Here is a 23,561-nt window from a genome sequence, read left to right on the forward strand (position 1 = left end):
GGCGACTGAGCTCGGCCGAGCGCGGCCGAGGGCTCAGTCGGCGCGTGGCGCGCTGCCCCACGCGACCAGACCCGTGCCCGTGTCCGGGAACGCCCGCTGGCACCGTCGGAACGGCCACGTCGCCGCGGAGACCAGCCGTCCCTGCGTTGCCGTGGCCGGCTGGAAGAGCCGCCCGCTGCGCGCCGTGCGCTCGGCGGTGCTGCCCTCCTCCCGGAGCCCTGGACGCCGCGCCGCCAGCTGGTTGCGCACCGCCTCGAGGGCGTAGCCCAGCGGCATGCCGTACAGGCGCTGCCCGACGTCGACGAGTCCGGCGTCGCGCAGCAGGCGGTCCAGGGCGGGCGGGTCGTACCGGCGGAAGTGGCCGACGGCGGTGTCCATGGGCCCGAAGCGGGACTGCCAGGCCGGCGTCGACACCACGACCGTCCCGCCCGGCCGCAGGCGCGCCACCCACTCGGCGAGCGCGGCGGCGTCGTCCTCGATGTGCTCGATCACCTCGAACGCGCAGACCAGGTCGAAGTGCTCGGCGTCGGGCAGCGAGTCGAGCGGGCCGTGCACGACGGCGCCCGGCACCCCGGCGCTCGCGAGGCGGGCCTCCGCGGTGCGCGCGCTCTCGACGTCGAGCTCCACGCCCGTGTACGAGGCCGCGCGGGCGGCGAGGCGCACGGCGACGGCACCCTGCCCGCAGCCCACCTCGAGCACACGGCCGGGAGCGGCGGGCAGCAGTCGTTCGACGACGTCCCAGCGCAGGCTCCCGTACAGGGTGAGCGGCGGGACGAGGGCGGCATCGAGGGCGCGGGGCACGGCGTCAGCCTGCCAGCACCTGGGCCGCGGCGACATCCCACCGCGCGGACCAGTCGCCGATCGGCGCGACGCCGACCGCCCGCAGGGCGTCGTGCCCGAGCACGGAGTACGCCGGGCGCGGGGCGGGGCGGACGAACGCCGCGCTGGTCGTCGCCTCCAGCCGCACCTCGGCGCGGGCGGAGGCCACGACCGCCCGGGTGAACCCGAGCCACGATGTCTGCCCCGACGACGTGCCGTGATAGGTCCCCGACGGCGCCCGGGACTCGACGAGCCGCACCATCAGCTCCGCCAGGTCACGGGTCCACGTCGGCTGCCCCACCTGGTCGTCCACGACCTGCAGCACGTCACGCTGGGCGGCCAGCCGGGCCATCGTCCTGGGGAAGCACGCGCCGTGGGCACCGTAGAGCCAGGCGGTGCGCACCACCAGGTGGTCGGGCGACTCCGCGCGCACCGCCCACTCCCCCGCCGCCTTCGTGCGGCCGTAGGCCGAGACCGGAGCGATCGGGGCGTCCTCCGCGTACGGCTGCGTCGCGCCGCCGTCGAACACGTAGTCGGTCGAGACCTGCACCATCCGTGCGCCCGCGGCCGCCGCGGCGCGCGCCAGGTGCGCGGCGCCCACGGCGTTGACCCGGAACGCGTCCGGCTCCCGGGTCTCGGCGTCGTCCACCGCGGTCCAGGCCGCGCAGTTCACGACGACGTCCACGTCGCGCACCGCGGCCGCCACCGCCGCGGGGTCCGTGACGTCGAGGTCGTTGCGCGCCGCCGCGACGACGCCGGCGCCCGCGGCGTGCAGGACGTCGAGCAGGTCGTGCGCCAGCATCCCGCCCGCGCCCGCGACGAACCAGCGCAGGTCTCCCGCGGCCGGACCGCGCTCGTCGGCCGGGGTGGCGTCCGTGGTGCTCACGCCTAGGATCCTAGGGGCCGCCGATCCCGGCCCACCGTCCCGGCCCCTGGAGGACCCGTGCAGTTCCGCGAGCTGGCCGTGCCCGGCGCGTTCGAGATCACCCCGAAGCAGCTCGGCGACCCCCGCGGCGTGTTCCTCGAGTGGTTCAGGGCGGGCCCGTTCGCCGAGGCCGTCGGCCACGGGCTCGACCTGCAGCAGGCCAACTGCTCCGTCTCCGCCGCCGGCGTCCTGCGCGGCATCCACTTCGCCGACGTCCCACCCGGCCAGGCCAAGTACGTCACCTGCCCGAAGGGAGCCGTGCTCGACGTCGTCGTCGACCTCCGTGTCGGCTCCCCCACCTTCGGCCGGTGGGACTCCGTGCTGCTCGACGACACCGACCGCCGCGCCGTCTACCTCGGCGAGGGGCTCGGCCACGCCTTCTGCTCGCTCGAGGACGACTCCACCGTGCTCTACCTGTGCTCGACCGGCTACGCGCCCGAGCGCGAGCACGGCATCCACCCCCTCGACCCGACCGTCGCGATCACGTGGCCCACCACCGCCCGCGACGGCTCCCCCCTGACCCCGCTCCTGTCCGACAAGGACACCGCCGCCCCCTCGCTCGCGGAGGCGCAGCAGCAGGGCCTGCTGCCCACGGCGAACGCCGTCGAGGAGTACCTGGCGTCCCTGCGTTGAGCAGCCCGCCTCGTGGCCGTCGGGTCGACGACGAGGCGGTCTCAGGTCCGGCGGGCCAGGGCGCCCAGGGCCCCGAGCAGCAGGTCGGCCACGGTGACCAGCACGCGGCTGACCAGCACGACGAGCAGCACGGCGGCGTGCGGCAGGCTGCCGGCCAGCACGGCGAGGAGCACGAGCTCGCGGGCGCCCGCACCGGCGGGCACGATCACCACGACGAACCCCACGACCCACGCGAGCGCGTACCCACCGACGGCCAGCGCCACGCCCCGCGGGTCGGCGGGCATGCCGAGCCCGACGGCGAGCACCCACACCTGGACGCCGGCGCACAGCCAGCCCGCGACGGACCAGAGCGCCGCCGCACCGAGCCCGCGCCAGGACAGCGGCTGCTCCAGGGGCTCGCGCCGCGCCAGCCGCAGGGCGCGGGCCACGAGCCGGTTGAGCACCGGCGGCAGCAGCACGACGGCGACGGCGGGCAGCACCCACAGCGCCCAGGCCGCCCCGCCCAGCTCCTCGGTGGCCACGAACGGCAGGGCGACCAGGCCCACGACCGCCCCGGACACCACCCCGACGAGGGTCGCGACCGCCGTCGTCGTCACGGACCGGCGCCGCGGGATGCCGTGGTCGGCGCCGATCTCGGCGGCGGCCACCACGTTCCAGACCCCGCCGGGCACGTACTTGCCGAGCTGGCTCAGCCCGAAGACGCTCAGCGCGGGCCGCACCCCGACCGGGGACCCGAGGTCGGCGAGCACCGCCCGCCACGCGCCGAACGTGCACCCGACGAACACGACGGACGCCACGAACGCGACGGCGACCCGCCCGGAGCTGAGGGACTCGGCCGCCCGGGCGAGCTCGTCCCCCGCCGCGACCACGGCATAGACCGCCAGACCCACCGCGACGAGGAGGAACCCCCAGCGCACCCACGGCGAGCGCAGGACGCGCAGCACCCGGCCCGCACCGGTGCCGGCGCCCGGCGCGCCACGCCCGACCGTGTCGTCCCGGCCGGTCACCCCGTCACGCCCCGGGAGCGCAGCGCGTCCGCGAGCGGGACCACGACGACGTCGGGCCGCACGGCGTCCCGGCCGGCGGCGGCACGCTCGCGCGACCGCGCCAGCACGGCAGGGTCCGTGAGGGCGACGAGCCGGTCCGCGAGCACGCCCGCGTCGGCGGGCGGGACCATGTCGAGGGCACCACCGAGCAGGCGGCGCTGGGGCGGCGTGTCCGAGGTGACCACGACGCATCCCGCGGCGAGCCCCTGGAAGACCTTGTTCGGCACGACCCGCAGCCCCTTGGGGGTGTCGGAGAAGATGCCGAGGCACACGTCGTGCGCGGCGACCAGCGACGGCAGGGCGGCGGCGTCGACCCAGCCGTGCCACGTCACTCCCGGGACGCCGTCCAGGGCGGCACGTGCCGCCGACAGGTCCTGGCCGCCGCCCACCATCGTCACGTCGATCGGGCGCCCGGCCGCCGCCGCCCGCGGCAGCGCCTCGGCCAGCGCCTCCGCGAGCACCACGGCGCCCTGCAGCGGCGTGAACAGGCCGAAGAACACCACGCGCAGCGCCGGGCGCACGACCGGCCCGTCGCCGTCGGGTCCGGAGGCGACCGGTGGGTCGTTCTCGGGGACGGTGCGCGGCGCCGCGTCGAGCCACGCCTGCGGCGCCCCGACCGGGACCACCACCCCGCGTCGGCCCGCCGCGGGGGCGACGTCGCGCAGCATCGCGAGGTGCTCGTCGGTGTCGAGCACGACGACGTCGGCGCACGCCGTCGCCACCCGGTCGAGGCCGCGCAGCAGCCGCACGCGCAAGCCGCGGGCTCCCCGGTCCGCGGCGGTGTCCCCGGCGAAGACGAGGTGGTCGAGCACGATCGGCGTGCGGCCGAACAGCAGCCGGGCGAGCAGCACGTCGAAGTGCCCGAGGTACCCCACCAGCACGGCGGACGGGCGTCCGTGCCGGGCGCGGTGCCTCGCGACGTCGCCGACGAGGAGCGCCCAGCAGCGCACCAGCCGCACGAGCAGCAGGGGCAGCCGCCACGGCTGGCGCAGCATGCGCACGCGTTCGGCGGTGCTGAGGCCGAGCGGGCGGTCGAGCTCGTGCACGGTGTAGCCGTAGGCGCGCAGGCCGGCCACGAGGACGCCGACGCGCGGGTGCCGGTCGACGTCGTATGTGCCGAAGGCGACGATCACGCGCGCGCGTCCTCGGCCCGCGGCCCGCGCTCGGCGTCCGCGCGCTCCGGGTCCGGGCGCTGGTCCGGGCGCTGGTCCGGGCTTGAGCCGGGGCCGGAGCCCGAACGGCCGTACTGGATCACCTTGATCCGCTCGAGCGCCTCCTCGGCGAGCGTGCGGTTGGTGCGCAGCAGGTCGGCGATCACGAGCAGCGCCAGGCACAGCAGCGAGCCGACGAGCATCGACGAGGCGAAGACGAGGGACTGCACGTGCCCGCCCGCGTCACCCTGGGCCCAGAACACGAGGAACCGCACGGCCGGGACCGCCGCGGCGGCGAAGAACACCGCCGCGAGGGTGAGGAACACCAGGTGCGGCCGGAACATGATCGACGAGCGCACGATGGCCCGGCCGGAGCGGCCCATGTGCTGCCAGATGTTGGTGAAGAGCCGCGACTCGCGGGTCTTCGCGTTGGTCGTGATGGGCAGGCTGGCGATCCGTAGGCGCTTGTTCCCCGCCTGGATGATCGTCTCCATCGTGTAGCTGAACTGCGTCACGACGTTGAGGCGCAGCAGCGAGGCGCGCGAGTACGCGCGGAACCCGCTCGCGGCGTCGGGCAGCGACGTGCCCGCCGCGGCGCTCACCACCCGGCTGCCGACGCGCTGCATGAGCTTCTTGAACGGCGAGAAGTGCGCGATCGTCGCCGTCTGCCGGTCACCCACGACGATGTCCGCGGTGCCCTGGAGGATCGGCGCCACGAGGTCGCCGATCCGGTCCGAGGGGTACTGGTTGTCCCCGTCGGTGTTGACGACGACATCGGCGCCGTGCGCCAGCGCGTAGTCCACGCCGTCCCGGAACGAGCGCGCCAGCCCCATCGTGCTCGGGTGCCGCACCACGTGCTCCACGCCGAGCCGGCGTGCCACCTCGGCCGTCCCGTCGGTCGAGCCGTCGTCGACGACGACGACCTCGACGCTGTCGAAGCCGGTGACCTCGCGCGGGATGGTCGCCAGCACGAGCGGGAGCGTCTCGGCCTCGTCGAGGCACGGGATCTGGACGAAGAGCTTCATCGATCATCCTTCGTGGGGCCGGTCCCCGGGCGGGGCGCCGCGAGTCTATGCGGCGACCGGTACGCCCATGCGACGGCGACCCCCAACGCGGCGACGCCCGTGACGGCCGCGAGCCCCAGCAGCACCTGCAGGGGCACGGCCTCGAGGGGGCTCCAGGCGAGCCAGCGGTCGACGGCGTCGCCGACCGACTCCCCCGGCCCGAGGTAGAACGCGCGGAACGCCCACGCGAGTCCGCCTCCGGCGGCGGCGAGCCCGAGCCCGACGGCGACCGGCACCGCCGCGGCGAGCCGCCGCTCTGACCTGCGCACCACCTGCCAGACGGCGATCCCCACGACCACCGCCAGGGCGGTGACCCCGCCGAACACGTACCGCCCCTGGATCGCGACGAGCACGCCCGTCTCCGCGTGGAGGTCCCAGGCGTTGAACGCCACCCCGGCGGCGAGCGCCGTGGGCAGGAGCAGCAGCGCGGCGGCCGCGCGCCGCGCCCCCGGCACGGCCAGGGCCACGAGGCCGGCCGCCGTCAGCGCGGCAGAACCCCCCACGACCCAGGCCCCGGGCAGGTGGATCTCCAGCCACGACAGGTTGCCGAAGAACGACTGCGCGAGCCGGCCCGCGATGGTCGACGGCACCTCGGCGTCGGGCACGGTCGCGAGGAGGGTGAGGTCGCGTGGCCGGCCGACCGGCTGCACGGCCCCGAGCGTGACGACGTTGCGCACCCACCACCAGCCGCCGACCGCCAGGGCGATCAGCCCGACCGCGACGGCGCGTCCGAGCCGGGCCCACGGTCGCGCACCGCGGGCGAGCAGGTATGCCACGAGCACGGTCGGCAGCGTGAAGGCCGCCATCACCTTGACGAGCAGCCCCAGCCCGATCGCGACCCCGAGCGCGACCACGACGCGCCACCGCAGGTCGCCCGTGACGACGCGCGCGGCCAGGTACGTGACGACGGCGCACGTCAGCACCACCAGGGCGTCGTTGTTGACCGCGCCCATGACGTGCCCGAGCTGCGGCAGGAAGAGCGGGAAGGCCGCGGCCACCAGCCCTGCCGACGGCGAGCCGGTCACCCGGCGCGCGGACTCCGCCGCGAGCGGCACGACGAGGGCGAGGAGCACGACGTCGAGGAGGCGCAGCGCCAGCATCGTCACGTCCCAGCGCGCCTCGGTGAGCCCGGTGGCGTGCAGCACCGCGGCGCCCAGCGCGTAGTAGAGCGGCGGGTGCTGCGTCATCTGGTCCACCTCGGTGCCGGACGCCGGCCCGCCGATCGCGTTCGCCGCGTCGACCCGGGCGCGCTCGGGGCGGGGCACCGGCACCACGTCGACGAGCTGCCGCTGGTCGTCGCGGTGCACCCAGCGCCCCGGCGCGTCGGCCGGGTAGGCGGCCTCCTCGACGGCGAGCGCCACCACCGGCGCGATGTACGCGTCGCCCGGTGCCGGCCACCCGCCGCCGTGGGCGATCCGCAGCACGCTGTTGACGTGGTTCTGCTCGTCGGGCGAGCGGAACGTCGGCGTGACGACGGCCCACACGAGCCCCCAGGCGGCCACCGCGAGCGTCAGCACCGCGAGGACGCGCCGGTAGCGGCGCAGGCCGCTGCCGGAGGCGCGCGTGGCGGCTGTCGGGGCGGGCTCCGGCCCGGCCTGGGGCGTGGTGTCCGTCACGACGACCAGTGTTCCAGACGCTCCGTGCGGCCCGTGGTCGGCCGGGGCCCCCGGCGGCTAGGGTGCCCACCATGCGAGTCCTCGTGACCGGTGGTGCCGGTTTCATCGGTGCGAACTTCGTCCAGCAGACCGTCCGGGAGCGTCCGGACGCCGTCGTGACGGTGCTCGACGCCCTGACGTACGCGGGTGACCGGTCCTCGCTGGAGCCGGTCGCGGACCGGGTCACGTTCGTGCACGGCTCGATCACGGACACGGACCTGGTGGACTCCTTGGTCGCGGACGCGGACCTGGTGGTGCACTTCGCCGCGGAGTCGCACAACGACAACTCGCTGGCCGACCCTGCGCCGTTCGTGACCACGAACCTGGTGGGGACGTTCACGCTGCTGGAGGCGGTGCGCCGTCACGGGGCGCGGCTGCACCACATCAGCACCGACGAGGTGTACGGCGACCTGCCGCTGGGCACGCCGCAGCGGTTCACCCCCGACACCCCGTACAACCCGTCGAGCCCGTACTCGTCCACGAAGGCCGGGTCGGACCTGCTGGTGCGGGCGTGGGTGCGGTCCTTCGGGGTCGCCGCGACGATCTCGAACTGCTCGAACAACTACGGGCCGTACCAGCACGTGGAGAAGTTCGTCCCGCGCCAGGTCACGAACCTGATCGACGGCGTCCGTCCCCGCCTGTACGGGGCGGGGGCGAACGTGCGCGACTGGATCCACGTCGAGGACCACAACAGTGCCGTGTGGGCGATCGTCGACCGCGGCCGCATCGGGGAGACGTACCTCATCGGCGCGGACGGCGAGACGTCCAACCTGGACGTGGTGCGGACCCTGCTCGAGGTGTTCGGGCGCGACCCGGACGACTTCGACCACGTCGCCGACCGGCCCGGGCACGACCTGCGGTACGCCATCGACGCGACGCGCCTGCGCGAGGAGCTGGGCTGGGCTCCCCGGTTCACCGACTTCCGCGCCGGGCTGGCCGCGACCGTCGACTGGTACCGCGCGAACGAGTCCTGGTGGCGGCCCGCGAAAGCCGCGGTAGAGGCCAAGTACGCCCAAAGCGGGCAATAATGCTGGTCAACGCCGTGTCCGTGCCCTGCGGGGCCGCCCACCCACACAGTTCCTCCACCGTCCGGGTCCGAGGGCCACTCCGGCCTGCGACACGGACCCTTTATGCTCGCTTCCCGTGACCCGCAACACCGCCCGCCATGTCGCCGCGCACCCGGAGCCCACCACGGGCCCCGCGCACGCGCGCACCCTGCGTGACCACTCCGTCATGCGGATGATCGGCCTGGGGGTGACGGCGGTGCTCGCCTTCGTCTCCGTCGGCGGTGCCACCGCCGCGCTCCGGCTCACCGGGAACATCGCGGCGGTCGACGCGGACGCGGTCCTCGGCGACGACCGGCCGGAGAAGATCCTGCCCGACGACCCCAACGCCGGCGCCCCGCTGAACATCCTGCTGCTCGGCTCCGACAGCCGCGGCGGCGACAACGCGGACATCGTGGGCGACGGCACCGAGGGAGCCCGCTCCGACACGACGATGATCATGCACATCTCCTCCGACCGGAAGCGCGTGGAGATGGTGTCCATCCCCCGCGACACCACCGTGGACATCCCGTCCTGCCCCACGACCAAGGGCACCGAGACGTCCCCCATGTACGGGGTCAAGTTCAACGCCGCCTTCTCGCAGGGCTACTCCGGCGGCGACGACGTCGAGTCCGGCGCGCTGTGCACCATGAAGTCTGTCGAGACGCTCACCGACGTCCCGCTCGACGGGTTCCTCGTCATCGACTTCGCCGGGTTCGAGAAGATGATCGACGCCGTCGGTGGGATCGAGCTGTGCATCCCGAACGACATCGACGCGCCGAAGGCGGACCACCTCGTGCTGTCTGCCGGCGTGCAGGACCTCGACGGCGAGACGGCGCTCAAGTACGCCCGTGCCCGCACCGGCAAGGGCCTCGGGGACGGTTCTGATCTCGGCCGCATCGGCCGCCAGCAGGAGCTGGTCGCCTCCCTCTCCCGTGAGGTGCTCAGCGCCGGCATGCTCACCGACCCGGCCAAGAGCCTGAAGTTCCTCAACGCGGTCACGAGCTCCATGACCATGAGCAGCAACTTCGCCTCGGTGCAGGGACTCGCCGGGCTGGCGTACAGCGCCCGCAACGTCCGGCCTGGGACGATCGCCTTCATGACCGCGCCGTACGCGACGGACCCGAACAACTCGGCGAACGTCGTCTTCGCGCCCGAGGCCGCGGAGGTCTGGCAGAACCTCAAGCACGACCGCCCCGTCAGCGACGTCATCGAGGAGCCTGAAGAGACGAAGGACGAGGAGGGGGGCGACGAGGCCGACTCGTCCGCCACCCCGGTGTCCGACGACGACACCGACGAGAGCACCGACGAGAGCACCGACGAGAGCACCGACCAGGCGACGGACGAGACCGAGGACGAGGCCGACGAGAAGTCGGAGCCGGAGCCGACGCACACCCGCGAGGCGGGCAAGGAAGCATTCACCGGCGCCGACGTCACGTCGGTGTGCGGGTGAGCGCAGGGGGACCCATGAGTGACGACCAGCACATCCCGCCGAGCTTCACACCCTCGGGCGGCCGGTCCGACCGGCCTGCAGCGCCCGGCGACGCCATCCCGGTGGGCGGTACCGCCCGCCGCGCCGCTCCGCCCACGGGCGGCCGCGTAGGACGCCGTGACGACGCCGCTCCCCTCGAACCCCGCGTCCGGCGGCAGTCGTCGCGCGAGATCCCCACGACCCCGCCCGAGCGGCGCGGGTCGGCGCAGCAGCGTCCGCGTTCCTACTCTCCCCGCTCCGCGCCGTCCACCCCGCCCCGTGCGGCCGCGAACGGCTCCGGCACCCGCGTGATGCCCGCCCAGGGGCGGCCCACGCAGGCGCGCCCCGCGCAGGGGCGCTCCGCGCAGTCCGCGGGGCGCATGCCCCCGCCCGCCGCCCCGGGCCGCGCCGCGGGCGGCAAGGACGGCCACGGCGGCTTCCGGGTCCGCAAGGGCCGGGTCGCCGGCCTGGTGCTGGTCCTGGTGCTGGTGCTCCTCCTCGCATGGCCCGTCGGGCTGGTCCTGTGGGCCAACGGCAAGATCCAGCACGTCGAGGCCCTCTCCGGTGCCTCGAACACCCCCGGCACGACGTACCTGATCGCCGGGTCGGACGAGCGCGGCACCGGCTCGGTGTCCGACGACGGCACCTCGGGCGCCCGCACCGACACGATCATGGTGCTGCACAAGCCCACCAGCGGGCCGACCGCGCTCATCTCGATCCCCCGTGACACGTACACGCCGATCCCGGAGCACGACCCGAACAAGATCAACGCCGCCTTCGCGTGGGGCGGGCCCCCGCTGCTCGTGCAGACCGTGGAGGGCCTGACCGGGCTGACGGTCGACCACTACGCCGAGGTCGGCTTCGGCAGCGTCGAGGAGCTCGTCGACGCCGTGGGAGGCGTCGAGCTCTGCTACGACGACGACGTGGACGACCCGAAGAGCGAGCTCGTCTGGGAGGCCGGCTGCCACCCGGCCGACGGCGAGACGGCGCTCGCGTTCTCCCGCATGCGCTACTCCGACCCCAAGGGCGACATCGGCCGGGCCGAGCGGCAGCAGCAGGTCGTCGCCGCCGTCGCCGCCAAGGTGGTCAAGCCCGGGGTGCTGCTCAACCCCGCGAACCAGGTGCGGCTCATCGACGCGGGCACCGGCGCGATGGCCGTGGACGAGAACACCGGCATCGTGAACCTGGGCCAGCTCGCGCTCGCGTTCAAGGGCGCCACGGGGCCCGAGGGCGTCACCGGCACGCCGCCCATCGCCGACCCCGGGTACAACCCCGGCAACGGTGTGGGCTCCTCCGTGCTGCTCGACGAGGAGACGGTCGGCCAGTTCTGGGCCGACGTCCGCGACGGGAACCTCGAGCCGGGCTCCACCGTCGGCGGCATGCCCGGCTGACCCCGCGAGATAGAGAGCACCACCTCGCGAGATAGAGAGCACTACCCGCCGAGATAGAGAGGTCCCTCGCCGAAGGGACCTCTCCTCTCGTCCGTCCGCCCCCCACCGCGCACCATCGCCGCCTGCGCGGGAGAATCACCTCGCCGCGTGGCACCGTGCCCGGGCTGCCCGGCCGCCCGGGCACGGACCGGCCCGGAGGCACCATGTCCTCGACCCCGGCGGACGCCCCCACGGGCGGCACCACGTCGCAGCCGCCCGCCCGCTTCCTCGGCCGTCTCGTGCCGTCCGCGCAGCGCCGCCCGCTCGACGAGCTGTCGGACCGTCTCGACCTCGGCTCCGGCGACGTGCCGGCCAAGCGGTCGGCGTTCTGGGCGATGCTCGTCCTGTCGGGCGTGATCGCGGTGGCCGGCGTCGTCACGGACTCCACCGCCACCGTCATCGGCGCCATGATCATCGCGCCCCTGTCCACGCCGATCCTCGGCGTGGGCCTGGGGATCGTCACCGGTCAGGGCCGCCTGGTCGCTCGCTCCGCGCTGTTCGTCGCCGGCGGGACGGCGATCGTCGTCGCGCTGGGGGCGCTCGTCGCGCTCGTCCTGCCCGAGACGTCGGGCGTCGTCACGAACTCCCAGGTGACCGGGCGCACGTCACCCGGCGTGGGCGACCTCGTCGCCGCGTTCGCGACCGGCTTCGCGGGCGCCATCGCGCTCGCCCGGCGAGACCTGGGCGACGTCCTGCCGGGCATCGCGATCGCGATCTCCCTGGTCCCGCCACTCGGCGTGGTCGGCGTGTGCCTCGGGGCGGGCCAGCCGGCGCTCGCAGCCGGCGCGCTCCTGCTGTTCTGCTCCAACGTCGTCGCCCTGGTCATCGCGGCCACCGTCGTCTTCACGGGCACGGGGTACGCGGGCGACGCCGCCGACGCGCGCCGCGCCGCGGGCGGGCGAGGACGGCCACGCCGTGCGGTCGTCCTCGGCGCGATCGCCGTCCTGGTGGTGGCGCTGCCCATGATCGCCAACACGGTCCAGGCCGCGCTCGCCGACCTGTGGGCCGGTCAGACCCGCGCCGCGGCCGAGCAGTGGCTCGCGGGCACTCCGGGAGCCGACGTCGAGGGCGTCGCCTGGCAGGGCTCCGACCTCGTCGTCGAGGTCCGCGGCCCGGGCTCCGTGCCGGACGTCGCAGACCTGCGGGCCGCCGTCGACCGGCTGGTCCCGTGGAACCCGGAGGTCGTCGTCGTGCACACCGTCGGTGAGCGCTACGAGGGCTGAGACGGGCCCCGGCGACCCAGAGACCTCAGAAGCCGGTGCGCTGCGCGCGGCTCGCCCGCAGCTTCTCGCCCTTGGCGCGGGCGACGTCGCCCAGCTCGACCTGGAACGCGACCATCCGCTCGCGCAGGGCGAGCGACCCGGCGTCGGTGCCCGCACCGAGGATGCGCGCGGCAAGTAGCCCGGCGTTGCGCGCCCCGCCGACCGACACGGTCGCCACCGGCACGCCGGCGGGCATCTGGACGATCGAGAGCAGCGAGTCCATACCGTCCAGGTAGCGCAGCGGCACGGGCACGCCGATCACCGGGAGCGGCGTCACGGCGGCCAGCATCCCGGGCAGGTGTGCCGCGCCGCCCGCGCCGGCGATGATCACCCGCAGGCCGCGCCCCGAAGCGCTGGCGCCGTACTCGATCATCTCGGTAGGCATGCGGTGCGCCGAGACGACGTCCACCTCGACGCCCACGCCGAGCTCCCCGAGGGCGTCGGCCGCGGCCTCCATGACGGGCCAGTCGGAGTCCGACCCCATGACGATCCCGACGACGGGCGACTGCTCGCTCATGCCTGCTCCTTGATGACGGTGGTCCCGGCGGGTGCGGCGGACTCGGGCGCCTCGCCCCGCAGCAGCGCGGCGGCGGCGGCGGCGCGTCGGCGGACCTCGGCGAGATCGGTGCCGCTGACGTTCACGTGACCCAGCTTGCGGCCCGGGCGGATGCCCTTGCCGTACAGGTTGACGCGTGCCTCCGGGAACCGCGCGAGCAGCTCGGGCAGCGCGTCGGTGAGCGCGTCCAGACGCGAGCCCAGCACGTTCGCCATCACCGTCCACCGCGCCACCGGAGCGGTGTCGCCCAGCGGGAGGTCGAGCACGGCGCGCAGGTGCTGGGAGAACTGGCTCGTCACCGCGCCGTCGATGGTCCAGTGCCCGGAGTTGTGCGGGCGCATCGCGAGCTCGTTGACCAGCACCTGCGACGTGCCGTCGCCGTCCACCACCTCGAACAGCTCGACGGCGAGGACGCCCGTGACGTCGAGCCCCGTCGCCACCGTCTCGGCGATCTCGCGGGCCCGCGCCGCCACCTCGGGCGCAAGGTCCGGCGCGGGGGCGACCACCTCGGCGCACACGCCGTCGCGCTGCACGGACTCGACGACCGGCCAGGTGCGGACCTCGCCCGACGGCCGGCGCGCGACGAGCGCGGCGAGCTCCCGGGCGAACGGCACCTTCTCCTCGACCAGCAGCGCGGGCCCGCCGGCGGCAACCGCCTCGAACCAGTCCGCGACGTCGTCGGCGGCCGAGACCACGCGCACGCCCTTGCCGTCGTAGCCGCCGCGCGACGTCTTGACCACGGCCTCGCCCGACGGCGCCCCGGCGAGGAACTCGGCCAGTGCGGCGCGCCCCTCGGCCGGGTCGGTCGGCAGCGCGGACCAACGGGGGCACGGGACCCCGAGCTCGGTCAGCCGACGGCGCATGACGATCTTGTCCTGCGCCTGCACGAGCGCGTGCGGGCCGGGGCGCACCGGCGTGCCGTGGTCGATGAGGTCGGCCAGCAGCGCGTTGGGCACGTGCTCGTGCTCGAAGGTGAGCACCCTCGCCGCCGGGCGGCCGTCGTCCGGGGCGATGAGGGCGCGGATCGCCGCCTCGTCCGAGGCCACGCCCACGGGGGCGTCCGTGACGACCTGCGCGGCCGACGAGGCGGCGTCCTCGACGAGCACCCGCAGCCCGACTCCGAGCTCCGCGGCCGCGGGGGCCATCATCCGGGCGAGCTGCCCGCCACCGACGACGGCGACGACAGGGTGGTCAGCGGTGGGTCCGGTCACGGGGCACGAGGATACCCGGCCCCCGTCCGCCCGGTTCACTCCCCGTGGTGGTGCAACCAGCCGCGACGGCGCCCGCGCGAGGAGATCGTCGTGCCCGGCGGGAGCACCAGCCGTGGGTCCAGCGTGCGCGGCACGCCCGCGAGGAAGAGCGCGAACACCGGCGGACGCCGCTGCGCGAGCTCCAGCCGGCCGCCGTCCGCCGCCGCCAGGTCCCGCGCGAGCGCGAGGCCGAGCCCGGTGCTGCCGCCCGTCGTCGTGCCCCGTTCGAAGATCTTGGCGGCGATGTCGTCCGCGACGCCCGGGCCCTCGTCCGCGACCTCGATCGCGAGCGCACCCTTCGGACCCGAGGGGCGCGAACGCACCGTCGTGGTGCCGTCGCCGTACTTGAGCGAGTTCTCCAGCAGCGTCGCGATGATCTGGGCGAGCGCCCCCGGCGTCGCGAGCACCCGGTGCTCGGCGGGGACGTCGACCACGAGGGGGCGGCCGGCCCGCTCGAACGTCGGCCCCCACTCCTCCTCCTGCTGGTGCATGACCTCCGCGAGGTTCACCGCCTCCGTGGTGCCGCCCGACGAGCGGCGGGACGCGGCCAGCAGGTCGTCGACCACGGAGACGAGCCGCTCCACCTGCTCGAGCGAGATCCGTGCCTCCTCGACGACCTCGGGGTCGTCCGAGGCGAGCGTGATCTCCTCGAGCCGCATGGTCAGCGCCGTGAGCGGCGTGCGGAGCTGGTGCGAGGCGTCCTGCGTGAACTGGCGCTCGGCCGCGAGCCGCCCGGCGAGCCTGTCGGCGCTGCGCACCAGCTCGGCGGCGACGAGGTCGATCTCCTCGACCCCCGAGGGTTCCAGCCGCGGGCGCACCTGCCCCGAGCCGAGCTGCTCCGCCGACGCCGCGAGGTAGACCAGCGGCGCGGACAGCCGGTTCGCCTGCCACACCGCCATCGCGATGCCCGCGCCGATCGCCACGATGCCGGCGATCACCACCAGCACCACCGTCTGCGCCGACTTCACGTACGCGCCCACGGCGGACACCGTCATCGTGACCGTGGCGCGGCCGTCGGTGAAGGCGGCCTTCTGGATGACGGGCCCGCTGGGCATCGCGCCCGCGACCAGGCTGGTGCCGTCCGGGAGGGTCACCTCGACGTGGGCGAGCAGGTCGTTCTCGCGCGTGCCCGTGCTGGCGCGCTCCACCGTCGCCTCGCTGACCGGGTCCCCGCGCTCGATCGCGCCGTCGACGGAGCGCGCGAGCGTGTCCACCCGGTCGGTGACGCGCTGCTCCTCGATGGCCAGCACGTAGCGCGCCCCGAAGATGCCGAGCGGCACGCCGAGCAGGATGACGGCGACGGCGACCGCGGAGATGGTCGCCAGCAGGACGCGGCGACGCACGGCCGTTGCTCCTGTCTACCCGCGCGTCAGCTCGCGCCGAGCTCGAACCGGAAGCCCAGCCCGCGCACGGTCGAGACGTAGCGCGGTGCGTTGGCGTCGTCGCCGAGCTTGCGGCGCAGCCACGACACGTGCATGTCGAGCGTCTTGGTCGACCCGACCGGGTCGGTGCCCCACACGTCGCGCATGAGGGTGTCGCGCACCACCACGGAGCCGGCGTTGGCCACCAGCACCTTGAGGAGGTCGAACTCCTTGGTGGTCAGGTGCAGCTCGCGGTCGCCCTGGAACGCACGGTGCGCGGAGACGTCGACCCGCACGTCCTGGGCGCGCAGCTCCTCGTCGTCGCCCGTCTCCCCGTGGGTGCGGCGCAGCAGCGCCCGCACCCGGGCCAGGAGCTCGGCGAGCCGGAAGGGCTTCGTGACGTAGTCGTCGGCACCGGCGTCGAGACCCACCACGAGGTCGACCTCGTCGGCCCGCGCCGTGAGCACCAGGACGGGGACGGTCAGGCCGGCGCCGCGGATCTCGCGCGCGACGTCGAGCCCGTCCATGTCCGGCAGGCCGAGGTCGAGGACGACGATGTCCGCACCCCCGGCGTGGTCCACGGCTCCTTGACCAGTTCCTTGCACGATGACGTCGTAACCCTCACGCGCAAGAGCCCTCGCCAAAGGCTCCGCAATAGCCGGGTCGTCTTCGGCCAGCAGTACGTGGGTCATTCCCTCATGCTAGCGGCATCCCCCCTGGTCCTGGGTGCCCGCCCACGCCGACGCCGTGTGACATGGGCGGCAGGGGCGCGACCGCGCTCGTCCTCCCGCCACGGGATGACGCCGCCGCGGGCGGCGTCCGCCCCCGGGCGGACGCAGCAAGCCCGGGTGCCGCCTACGCTTTCGCCCATGGGCTGGTACGAGCGGACGGGACGCTGGTTCGAGGCGCACCGGTTCGGTGTCGACCTGACCGTGACGCTGCTCGTCGCGCTGCCCTTGATCGCCCCGGCCGGCGACCCCTACGCGACGGCCCCGTACAGCAACGAGGACGTGTACTGGTGGACCGTCGCCGTGCTCGCGCCGCTCCCCTGGCGCCGCACCCGCCCGGTCGCGTCGGCCGCCGTCGTCTTCCTCGTCACGCTCGCCCACATGTTCGCCGGCCTTCCCGTGGTGCTGCCGGGCGACCTCGTCGTGCTCGTCGCGCTGTACTCCGTCACCGTGTACGGGCCGTCCTGGGCGCACGTCGGGGCGATGTCTCTCACGGCGGTGGGGACCCTGGTCGCGCTGCCGCTGGCGGTCGGCGGACGGGACGGCGGCCTCGACGTCGTCGTCAGGACGATCCCCATCGGGGTCTTCTGCCTCGTCACGGGCCTCGCGGTCTGGGCGATCGCGCTCGCACGCCGCTCACGGCGCGTCACCCTGGAAGCCCTGCGTGACCGCGCGCACCGGCTCGAGGTCGAGCGTGACCAGCAGATCCAGATCGGCGCCGCGGCCGAGCGCGCCCGGATCGCCCGCGAGATGCACGACATCGTCGCGCACTCGCTGTCCATCGTCGTCGCCCAGGCCGACGGCGGTCGGTACGCCGCCGCGTCGGACCCCGCGGCCGCGGTGCACGCCCTCGCGACCATCAGCGAGACGGGACGCACCGCCCTGACCGACATGCGCCGGCTGCTCGGCGTGCTGCGCGAACAGCCCGACGGCGACGAGGCCGGCAGCACGCCGCCAGGCGGCGCGCGCGATCTCGCGACCCTGCGGCCCGCGCCCCAGCCCGACGCCGACCAGATCGAGGACCTCGTCGCCCAGGCCCGCGCCGGCGGCCTGCGGGTGGCGCTGGTCCGCGTGGGCGACCCGCGCCCGCTGCCCGCCGGGATGGGCCTCACCGTGTTCCGCGTGTGCCAGGAGTCCCTCACGAACGTGCGCAAGCACGCTGGGCCCGACCCGGCCGTCACGGTCACCCTGCGCTGGAGCGACGAGATCGTGCGGCTGGAGGTGCTCGACGACGGGCGCGGCGCGGCGGCGTCCGCCCGGACCGACCCCGGCTTCGGGCTGCGCGGCATGCGCGAGCGCGCCAACCTGTACGGCGGCACCCTCGAGACCGGGCCGCGCCGCGGCGGCGGGTTCCGCGTGTGCCTGGAGCTGCCGCTGCCCGGTGCACCGCTGGGCGCGCCCGCCGGTCACACGGCGGAGCAGGCGTCCGAGCAGGCGCCCGAGCTGACTTCCCGCGAGAATGCCGACCACACCCTCGGCACCACGCCCGACCCCACCACGGAGGCCCCCGCATGACCCTGCCCGACGGCGCCGCGACGGGCGGGCCCGGGCCCGGCGCTCCCGTGCGCGTCGCCCTGGTGGACGACCAGCAGCTGGTGCGGGCCGGGTTCCGCATGGTGATCGACTCTCAGCCGGACCTGGAGGTGGCGGTCGAGGCGGGCGACGGCGCCCAGGCCCTGCGGCTCCTCGGCGACCACCGTGTCGACGTCGTCCTCATGGACGTGCGGATGCCGAACCTCGACGGGCTCACCGCCACCGCGCGGCTCACCGCGAGGGCCGACGCCCCGCGCGTCATCGTGCTCACCACCTTCGACCTGGACGAGTACGTGCTGGAGGCGATCCGCAGCGGCGCGTCGGGGTTTCTGCTCAAGGACGCCCCGCCCGAGGAGATGCTCGCGGCCATCCGCACGGTGCACCGCGGCGACGCCGTCATCGCGCCGTCGTCGACCCGCCGGCTGCTGGAGCACCTGGTGGTGGCGCTGCCCGCCGAGGAGTCCGCGCCCCAGGTCGACGCCCTGGGCGGCCTCACGGACCGCGAGCGCGAGGTGCTCGTGCTCATGGCGCGCGGGCGGTCCAACACCGAGATCGCCGGCGACCTGTTCGTCGCCGAGGCGACGGTCAAGACCCACGTCGGCCGCATCCTCGCCAAGCTCGGCGCCCGCGATCGCGTCCAGGCCGTGGTGACGGCCTACGAGACCGGGCTCGTCCGGCCGGGCGCCTGATCTCGGCCGGCCCGGCCCGGCGAATTGTCAGGTCGACGTGCACGTTCCGGTGCACCTGGCCCTGACAACTCGCAGTGCCACTGAGTTGTCAGGCGCTCGTGCACGTTCCTGTGCACCTCGTCCTGACAACTCAGTGGCGGAGGTGACGACGCACGACGGCGAGCACGCGCTCGGGCTCGTAGCGCGCTGCCATGGCGGGCAGCCGCACCCTCACCGTCGCGGCGTCGGCGCCGATCTCGGCGTCCCGGAGCAGGTCGTCGTACCAGCGCTCGCGCTCCATGTGCCCGACGCCGTCGATCTCGACGACGAACTTCCGGCCGCCCGGGAGCCGCCACTCGACGTCGAGGAACCGGCGGCGGCCCGCAGCGTCGGTGCGCACGGCCTGCCGTGACGGCTCCGGCAGGCCGGCATCACGGCAGAGGCGGGCGAAGTCGATCTCCGCGAGCGAGTCGGCGCCGCCCACGACGTCCGCGAGCGCCAGCCGCATGACCTTGCGGTGGCGTACGCGGCCCACCGAGTCGAGCACGGCGAAGAGCTCGTCGGTGGTCGCGAGGCGCTGCTGCACGACGGCGGCCATCAGCCCCGCCGCGGTGCGCCACGAGCGCTGCCACGCCGCGGCGTCGACGGCGGCCCGTGCGGCCCGGTGCACCGCCAGGCCGTCGACGGAGGCGACGTCCTCGTCGCACAGCCGGCGCGACTCGTGCACGACGAGCCAGGGGTGCCGGACGGGGGTGGACCCGCGGGCGACCACGAGATGGATCGGCGCGCGGTCCCAGCCCCGGAGCCCGTGCAGCTCGAGCGCGCTCCAGGCCCCGATCACGCTCCCGGCGGGAGCGCCGAGCAGCGCGACCCATCGTTGCCCGGCGCGGGTGAGCGGCCCCCGGTGCGCGACGACGACCGGCCCACCCAGCACCCGCCACCGCAGCGCAGCCTGGTGGTTCGCCACCTGCGCCGGCCCGATCCCCAGCACGGACAGCTGTGCCCGCGTCACGACGCCGTGCTGCCGGCGCAGCAGCGCGCGCAGCCCGCCGACCGTCGAGTAGACGCTCCGTGACCCCGTCATGACGACCGAGCGTGCTCCCTCCGGCGGCGTAGACGCCGTCGGGTGGTGCACGTGTGGACGACGCCCCCGCACCGTCCCCTGGGGACGGGCTCCGCCCCGTGAGCTGTCAGGACCACGACCACCAGGACATGCACGTGATCCTGACAACTCACACCCCCGTCGAGCTGTCAGGACCACGATCACCGGAACGTGCACGTCATCCTGACAACTCGGTATGGGCGCTGGTCAGGGAGCGATCAGGGGCGGCGTCGGGGTCCGGTCAGGGGCGCGTCATACCTGGGGATGACCTGGGAGCCCGTCAGGACCCGCCCGAAGACCGATGTCGGCGCCTCCGGCGCTCCGTAGCGTCAGGGATGTCCTGGCCCGCCTGCTCCCCGCCGAGCGCGGTGCCACCCCTCGACCACACCGGAGAGCTCCCGTGGACACGACCGTGTTCGTCCCGATCCCCGACGACGCCCCCGCGCCCGGCGCAGGTGCCGCCGTCACGCCCGCCGTGCGCGCCCGCGCCCTGACCAAGACCTACGGTCACGGCGAGGCCGAGGTGCGAGCCCTCGACGGCGTCGACGTCGACTTCGCCGCGGGCCGGTTCACCGCGATCATGGGGCCGTCGGGCTCCGGCAAGTCCACGCTCATGCACCTGCTGGCCGGCCTCGACTCGGCGACGAGCGGGCAGGCGTTCGTGGGCTCCACCGAGGTCACGGGCATGAACGACAAGGCCCTGACGGCTCTGCGCCGCAGCCGCGTCGGCTTCGTGTTCCAGCAGTTCAACCTGCTGCCCATGTTCACGGCGGAGCAGAACATCACCCTGCCCGTGGAGCTCGCCGGCGGCACGGTCGACCGCGAGTGGCTCGGCACCCTGGTGGACACGCTCAGCCTCGGCAAGCGCCTCACCCACCGCCCGAGCGAGCTGTCCGGCGGGCAGCAGCAGCGCGTCGCCATCGCGCGCGCCCTGGTCGCCCAGCCCGACGTCGTCTTCGCCGACGAGCCCACCGGCAACCTCGACTCCCGCTCCGGCGCGGAGGTGCTGAGCTTCCTGCGCCGCTCGGTCCGCGAGCTGGGCCGCACCATCATCATGGTGACCCACGACCCCGCGGCGGCCGCGTACGCCGACCGCGTCGTCCTCATCGCCGACGGCAGGATCGCCGGCGACATCACCGACCCCACCCCGGAGTCGGCGCTCGCGGGCCTCGACGCGCTGCGGACGGTGGGCGCGCGATGATCCGGATCACCCTCGCCCAGATGCGGCGCAGCGTGGGTCGGCTCGCCGCCGCCGGCATCGCCATCGTCATCGGGACGGCGTTCGTGGCCGTCACCCTGCTGGCGGGCAACGTCATCACCAGCACCACCTACGACTCGATCGCCGCGCAGTACCGGGGCTCCGACCTGGTCGCCGGTGGCGTGCCCGTGGACGACGCCGGGCTCGACGCGGTCCGGCAGGTGGCGGGCGTGTCCAGCGCGGACGAGCAGCTCCTGTCCTTCCAGCAGCTCGAGCACGGCAACCGCACCATCTTCCAGGGCGTGCTCGCCACGCCGTCGGACCCCGCGATGCTGCCGCTCGACCTCGCCGACGGCGCGCTGCCGGCCGGCGCCGGGCAGATCGCGCTGCCGCCCGACGTCGCCGAGCGGTTCGGCGTCGAGGTCGGCGAGGACATCACGTTGGTCCGCAACACTCTCGTCGACGCCGACGCCGACGTGTGGGAGTGGGAGGAGGCCCGCGAGCAGCTCACCGTGACCGGCATCGTGGACGACCCCTACGGCGCGTACTCGATGTTCGGCGGCGCCGCCGTCGCACCTGCGACCGAGGTCCAGGCCTGGGAGGCGGACCTCCTCGCGCCCGGCGAGGTGTCGACCGAGCCGTCGACGGTGCTCGTCGGCCTGGACGACGGCGCGGACGTGGAGCAGACCCGCGCCGCGATCGACACCGCGCTGAGCAGCGCCGTGACTGCGGCCGGCGGGGACGCGTCCGACCTGGAGGTCGTGACGCCCACCGAGCACGCCGAGTCCGTCGCTGCCCAGATGACCGGTGGCGACAACATCATCTTCACCACGTTCGTGCTCGTCTTCGCGGCCGTGGCGCTGCTCGTCGCCGCGCTGGTCATCGCGAACACGTTCCAGGTGCTGGTGGCGCAGCGGACCCGCACTCTGGCACTCCTGCGCTGCGTCGGTGCGGACAAGGGCCAGCTGCGTCGGTCGGTGCTCTTCGAGGCCTCGGTCCTGGGGCTCGCGTCCTCCGCGCTCGGGATCCTGCTAGGCACGGGCATCGCCCAGGCGGCGCTCACGATCGGCAGCGGCATGGACCTCGGCATCCCCCTGCCCACGAGCATCGACATCACTCCCGCCGTGGTGATCGCACCGCTGGTCGTGGGCACGCTCGTGACCCTCGTGGCCGCGCTCGCCCCGGCCCGCGCCGCCACCCGGGTGGCACCCCTGGCGGCGCTGCGGCCCGCCGACGCGCCCTCGTCGGCACGCGGCGCCGGACGTTTCCGCCTGATCGCGTCGCTCGTCGCGACCGTGATCGGCTTCGTCGTCCTGGGCGGTGGGGTCGCGATCAGCACCGTGGGCGACGCCCCCAGCGACGGCATCCTGGTCGCCCTGCTCGGCGGCTCGATGTCGTTCGTCGGCGTGCTGGTCGGGTCCGTCTTCTGGCTGCCGCGCGTGGTGGCGCTCGCGGGCCGCCTCGTGGGCGCGTCCGGCCCGACGGCGCGGCTCGCCGCGGCGAACACGCTGCGCAACCCGCGTCGCACCGCGGCGACGTCGACGGCCCTGCTCATCGGCGTGACGCTCGTGGGCATGATGTCGACCGCCGCGGCCAGCGCCCGGCTCACCATGGACTCGGAGCTCGACGCCCGCTACCCCGTGGACGTCACGGTCTCGTCGGACCTGTCCGGCGACGGGTCGGACGCCGCGGCGATGCCCGTCGGGCTCGCAGGTGCCATCGGGGACGTCGACGGCGTCGCCACGGTCGTCGAGGTGCCCGCGACGCTGTCCGGGCTCACCGGCCCGGGGGTCGACCCCGGGGCCGAGGTCATGGTGCGCGGTGTGACCCCCGACGACGCCACGTCCGTGCTGCGCAGCCCCGAGATGGTCGCTCCGCTCGCCGCCGGGACCGTCGTGGTGCCCGAAGGGATCGCCGAGGTCTGGAGCATCACCGACGGTCAGACCCTGACCTTCGACCGGCCCGACGGTGAGCTCGAGGTCACCGCCGCGGTCACAGAGCTGCAGGACGACGCCGTCGTCGTCGTCCCCGCCGACCTCGCGACGCTCGACGCCGCCGCACCGACGACGGCCCTGTACGTGGGCCTGGAGCACCCCGGCGACGCCGCATCCGTGGTGCCGGACATCCAGGACGTCGTCGCCGACACGGAGGCCCCGGTCAACGTCATGGGCGCGGCCGTCGAGCGGGCAGGCTTCGAGCAGGTCATCGACACGGCGCTCGCGATCGTCGTCGGCCTCCTGGGCGTGGCCGTCGTCATCGCCCTGATCGGCGTCGCGAACACCCTGTCGCTGTCGGTCATCGAGCGGCGTCGCGAGTCGGCCACGCTGCGGGCCATCGGGCTGTCGAAGGGGCAGCTGCGCGGGATGCTGGCGGTCGAGGGCGTGCTCATCGCGCTGGTCGGCGCAGTGCTGGGCGTGCTGCTCGGGCTCGTGTACGGATGGACGGGCGCGGCTGCCGCGCTGGGCTGGGCCGGGGAGCCGGCGATCGTGGTCCCGTGGGCCGACGTGTCGCTGATGATCGGAGTCGCGCTCGTGGCCGGGCTCGTCGCGTCCGTCGTGCCGGCGCGCTCCGCCGTGAAGACGTCGCCGGTGGAGGCGCTCGCCACGGAGTGACGCACGAGTTGTCCACAGGCCGTCCCTGACGGCCGCTCCGGGCGGGCACCCTGG

At 74.7% G+C, this 23,561-nt stretch carries 20 protein-coding genes; 9 read left to right on the top strand and 11 right to left on the bottom strand.

Annotation, left to right across the window (positions count from 1 at the left end; genetic code table 11):
• Positions 1–33 precede the first annotated feature (33 nt).
• Together LEP48_RS05315 and rfbD are read right to left on the bottom strand one after the other, a co-directional pair.
• Positions 34–801 carry a class I SAM-dependent methyltransferase gene (locus LEP48_RS05315; RefSeq protein ID WP_225564546.1) on the bottom strand — a complete coding sequence of 256 codons (768 nt, stop codon included), beginning with the start codon at positions 799–801 and terminating at the stop codon, positions 34–36.
• Between the two features lie 4 nt (positions 802–805).
• Positions 806–1,651 carry a dTDP-4-dehydrorhamnose reductase gene (gene rfbD / locus LEP48_RS05320; RefSeq protein ID WP_225564836.1) on the bottom strand — a complete coding sequence of 282 codons (846 nt, stop codon included), beginning with the start codon at positions 1,649–1,651 and terminating at the stop codon, positions 806–808.
• Positions 1,652–1,762: 111 nt separating this feature from the next.
• On the opposite strand from rfbD, the gene LEP48_RS05325 reads away from it, so the two are divergent.
• Positions 1,763–2,377 (top strand): dTDP-4-dehydrorhamnose 3,5-epimerase family protein, encoded by a 615-nt coding sequence (locus LEP48_RS05325; RefSeq protein WP_225564547.1) that lies wholly within the window; start codon positions 1,763–1,765, stop codon positions 2,375–2,377.
• A gap of 41 nt (positions 2,378–2,418) precedes the next feature.
• Here LEP48_RS05325 and LEP48_RS05330 read toward each other — a convergent pair whose 3' ends face one another.
• The 4 genes from LEP48_RS05330 to LEP48_RS05345 are packed head-to-tail and all read right to left on the bottom strand — an operon-like array spanning position 2,419 to position 7,254.
• Positions 2,419–3,384, bottom strand: a complete 966-nt coding sequence (locus tag LEP48_RS05330; protein ID WP_225564548.1) for a lysylphosphatidylglycerol synthase domain-containing protein — start codon at positions 3,382–3,384, stop codon at positions 2,419–2,421.
• A complete protein-coding gene (locus LEP48_RS18720; RefSeq protein ID WP_225564549.1) occupies positions 3,381–4,556 on the bottom strand; it encodes a glycosyltransferase in 1,176 nt (391 codons plus the stop codon). The genes LEP48_RS05330 and LEP48_RS18720 overlap by 4 nt, the downstream gene beginning before the upstream one ends.
• The gene (locus LEP48_RS05340; protein WP_225564550.1) at positions 4,553–5,599 is read right to left on the bottom strand and encodes a glycosyltransferase family 2 protein; all 1,047 of its coding nucleotides are present in this window, start codon (positions 5,597–5,599) and stop codon (positions 4,553–4,555) included. Before LEP48_RS05340 ends, LEP48_RS18720 begins: the two co-directional genes overlap by 4 nt.
• Positions 5,596–7,254, bottom strand: a complete 1,659-nt coding sequence (locus tag LEP48_RS05345) for a DUF2142 domain-containing protein (protein ID WP_225564551.1) — start codon at positions 7,252–7,254, stop codon at positions 5,596–5,598. Before LEP48_RS05345 ends, LEP48_RS05340 begins: the two co-directional genes overlap by 4 nt.
• 71 nt (positions 7,255–7,325) lie before the next feature.
• On the opposite strand from LEP48_RS05345, the gene rfbB reads away from it, so the two are divergent.
• From rfbB to LEP48_RS05365, 4 genes are all read left to right on the top strand, one after another.
• Positions 7,326–8,321: a dTDP-glucose 4,6-dehydratase gene (rfbB, locus tag LEP48_RS05350; RefSeq protein WP_225564552.1), complete on the top strand. Its 996-nt coding sequence runs from the start codon at positions 7,326–7,328 to the stop codon at positions 8,319–8,321.
• Between the two features lie 115 nt (positions 8,322–8,436).
• Positions 8,437–9,789, top strand: a complete 1,353-nt coding sequence (locus LEP48_RS05355; RefSeq protein ID WP_225564553.1) for an LCP family protein — start codon at positions 8,437–8,439, stop codon at positions 9,787–9,789.
• Between the two features lie 14 nt (positions 9,790–9,803).
• Entirely contained in the window at positions 9,804–11,198 is a 1,395-nt protein-coding gene (locus LEP48_RS05360) for an LCP family protein (RefSeq protein ID WP_225564554.1), read from the top strand.
• Positions 11,199–11,401: 203 nt separating this feature from the next.
• A complete protein-coding gene (locus LEP48_RS05365; protein WP_225564555.1) occupies positions 11,402–12,460 on the top strand; it encodes a DUF389 domain-containing protein in 1,059 nt (352 codons plus the stop codon).
• 25 nt (positions 12,461–12,485) lie between these two features.
• Here the strand turns inward: LEP48_RS05365 and purE are convergent, their stop codons facing one another.
• The 4 genes from purE to LEP48_RS05385 are packed head-to-tail and all read right to left on the bottom strand — an operon-like array spanning position 12,486 to position 16,358.
• Complete coding sequence (gene purE, locus LEP48_RS05370; RefSeq protein ID WP_225564556.1) at positions 12,486–13,016, bottom strand: 5-(carboxyamino)imidazole ribonucleotide mutase; 531 nt, start codon at positions 13,014–13,016, stop codon at positions 12,486–12,488.
• A complete protein-coding gene (locus tag LEP48_RS05375; protein WP_225564557.1) occupies positions 13,013–14,266 on the bottom strand; it encodes a 5-(carboxyamino)imidazole ribonucleotide synthase in 1,254 nt (417 codons plus the stop codon). Before LEP48_RS05375 ends, purE begins: the two co-directional genes overlap by 4 nt.
• Before the next feature lie 35 nt (positions 14,267–14,301).
• A complete protein-coding gene (locus LEP48_RS05380; protein WP_225564558.1) occupies positions 14,302–15,648 on the bottom strand; it encodes an ATP-binding protein in 1,347 nt (448 codons plus the stop codon).
• A gap of 26 nt (positions 15,649–15,674) precedes the next feature.
• A complete protein-coding gene (locus tag LEP48_RS05385) occupies positions 15,675–16,358 on the bottom strand; it encodes a response regulator transcription factor (protein WP_225564559.1) in 684 nt (227 codons plus the stop codon).
• 177 nt (positions 16,359–16,535) lie between these two features.
• Between LEP48_RS05385 and LEP48_RS05390 the strand changes: the two genes are divergently transcribed.
• Positions 16,536–17,909: a sensor histidine kinase gene (locus LEP48_RS05390; protein WP_225564560.1), complete on the top strand. Its 1,374-nt coding sequence runs from the start codon at positions 16,536–16,538 to the stop codon at positions 17,907–17,909.
• Positions 17,906–18,616 carry a response regulator gene (locus LEP48_RS05395; RefSeq protein ID WP_225564561.1) on the top strand — a complete coding sequence of 237 codons (711 nt, stop codon included), beginning with the start codon at positions 17,906–17,908 and terminating at the stop codon, positions 18,614–18,616. The genes LEP48_RS05390 and LEP48_RS05395 overlap by 4 nt, the downstream gene beginning before the upstream one ends.
• Before the next feature lie 130 nt (positions 18,617–18,746).
• On the opposite strand, the gene LEP48_RS05400 is transcribed toward LEP48_RS05395, so the two are convergent.
• Positions 18,747–19,679, bottom strand: a complete 933-nt coding sequence (locus tag LEP48_RS05400) for an endonuclease domain-containing protein (RefSeq protein ID WP_225564562.1) — start codon at positions 19,677–19,679, stop codon at positions 18,747–18,749.
• A gap of 418 nt (positions 19,680–20,097) precedes the next feature.
• Here LEP48_RS05400 and LEP48_RS05405 point away from each other — a divergent pair, with 418 nt between their 5' ends.
• Together LEP48_RS05405 and LEP48_RS05410 are read left to right on the top strand one after the other, a co-directional pair.
• Positions 20,098–20,898: an ABC transporter ATP-binding protein gene (locus tag LEP48_RS05405; protein WP_422723799.1), complete on the top strand. Its 801-nt coding sequence runs from the start codon at positions 20,098–20,100 to the stop codon at positions 20,896–20,898.
• The gene (locus tag LEP48_RS05410; RefSeq protein ID WP_225564563.1) at positions 20,895–23,507 is read left to right on the top strand and encodes an ABC transporter permease; all 2,613 of its coding nucleotides are present in this window, start codon (positions 20,895–20,897) and stop codon (positions 23,505–23,507) included. The genes LEP48_RS05405 and LEP48_RS05410 overlap by 4 nt, the downstream gene beginning before the upstream one ends.
• Positions 23,508–23,561 lie beyond the last annotated feature (54 nt).

The sequence above is a fragment of the Isoptericola luteus genome (assembly GCF_020297055.1).
GTDB lineage: Bacteria > Actinomycetota > Actinomycetes > Actinomycetales > Cellulomonadaceae > Isoptericola > Isoptericola luteus.

Excerpts from the sequence above, each read along its gene's own strand:
- LEP48_RS05340 (WP_225564550.1), bottom strand. The coding sequence starts at position 5,599 with ATGAAGCTCTTCGTCCAGATCCCGTGCCTCGACGAGGCCGAGACGCTC.
- LEP48_RS05400 (WP_225564562.1), bottom strand. The coding sequence starts at position 19,679 with ATGACGGGGTCACGGAGCGTCTACTCGACGGTCGGCGGGCTGCGCGCG.
- rfbB (WP_225564552.1), top strand. The coding sequence starts at position 7,326 with ATGCGAGTCCTCGTGACCGGTGGTGCCGGTTTCATCGGTGCGAACTTC.
- LEP48_RS05365 (WP_225564555.1), top strand. The coding sequence starts at position 11,402 with ATGTCCTCGACCCCGGCGGACGCCCCCACGGGCGGCACCACGTCGCAG.
- LEP48_RS05410 (WP_225564563.1), top strand. The coding sequence starts at position 20,895 with ATGATCCGGATCACCCTCGCCCAGATGCGGCGCAGCGTGGGTCGGCTC.
- LEP48_RS05390 (WP_225564560.1), top strand. The coding sequence starts at position 16,536 with ATGGGCTGGTACGAGCGGACGGGACGCTGGTTCGAGGCGCACCGGTTC.
- LEP48_RS05395 (WP_225564561.1), top strand. The coding sequence starts at position 17,906 with ATGACCCTGCCCGACGGCGCCGCGACGGGCGGGCCCGGGCCCGGCGCT.
- purE (WP_225564556.1), bottom strand. The coding sequence starts at position 13,016 with ATGAGCGAGCAGTCGCCCGTCGTCGGGATCGTCATGGGGTCGGACTCC.
- LEP48_RS05385 (WP_225564559.1), bottom strand. The coding sequence starts at position 16,358 with ATGACCCACGTACTGCTGGCCGAAGACGACCCGGCTATTGCGGAGCCT.
- LEP48_RS05360 (WP_225564554.1), top strand. The coding sequence starts at position 9,804 with ATGAGTGACGACCAGCACATCCCGCCGAGCTTCACACCCTCGGGCGGC.